We start from the raw sequence: 1234 nt of genomic DNA on the forward strand, positions 1-1234 counted from the left end.
TGGAAAGTTTTTTCGGTTGGGGATGGGCTCGCGGCCTATCAGTTTGTTGGTGAGGTAATGGCTCACCAAGACGACGACGGGTAGCCGGCCTGAGAGGGCGACCGGCCACACTGGGACTGAGACACGGCCCAGACTCCTACGGGAGGCAGCAGTGGGGAATATTGCACAATGGGGGAAACCCTGATGCAGCGACGCAGCGTGCGGGATGACGGCCTTCGGGTTGTAAACCGCTTTCAGCAGGGAAGAAGCCCCTTGGGGTGACGGTACCTGCAGAAGAAGTACCGGCTAACTACGTGCCAGCAGCCGCGGTAATACGTAGGGTACAAGCGTTGTCCGGAATTATTGGGCGTAAAGAGCTCGTAGGTGGTTGGTCACGTCTGCTGTGGAAACGCAACGCTTAACGTTGCGCGTGCAGTGGGTACGGGCTGACTAGAGTGCAGTAGGGGAGTCTGGAATTCCTGGTGTAGCGGTGAAATGCGCAGATATCAGGAGGAACACCGGTGGCGAAGGCGGGACTCTGGGCTGTAACTGACACTGAGGAGCGAAAGCATGGGGAGCGAACAGGATTAGATACCCTGGTAGTCCATGCCGTAAACGTTGGGCACTAGGTGTGGGGGACATTCCACGTTCTCCGCGCCGTAGCTAACGCATTAAGTGCCCCGCCTGGGGAGTACGGTCGCAAGGCTAAAACTCAAAGGAATTGACGGGGGCCCGCACAAGCGGCGGAGCATGCGGATTAATTCGATGCAACGCGAAGAACCTTACCAAGGCTTGACATACACCAGACCGGGCTGGAAACAGTCCTTCCCCTTTGGGGTTGGTGTACAGGTGGTGCATGGTTGTCGTCAGCTCGTGTCGTGAGATGTTGGGTTAAGTCCCGCAACGAGCGCAACCCTCGTTCTATGTTGCCAGCACGTGATGGTGGGAACTCATAGGAGACTGCCGGGGTCAACTCGGAGGAAGGTGGGGATGACGTCAAATCATCATGCCCTTTATGTCTTGGGCTTCACGCATGCTACAATGGCTGGTACAGAGAGATGCGAGACCGTGAGGTTTTAGCGAATCCCTTAAAGCCAGTCTCAGTTCGGATCGTAGTCTGCAATTCGACTACGTGAAGTCGGAGTCGCTAGTAATCGCAGATCAGCAACGCTGCGGTGAATACGTTCCCGGGCCTTGTACACACCGCCCGTCAAGTCACGAAAGTCGGTAACACCCGAAGCCGGTGGCCCAACCC

1 rRNA gene is annotated in these 1234 nt (G+C 56.6%); it reads left to right on the forward strand.

The annotated features are described in order from the left end of the window. Nucleotides 1–1234 (forward strand): 16S ribosomal RNA (locus tag BSP239C_RS20375); the annotation flags it as partial.

The organism is Brevibacterium sp. 239c (assembly GCF_900169365.1).
In the GTDB taxonomy this organism is placed as follows: domain Bacteria; phylum Actinomycetota; class Actinomycetes; order Actinomycetales; family Brevibacteriaceae; genus Brevibacterium.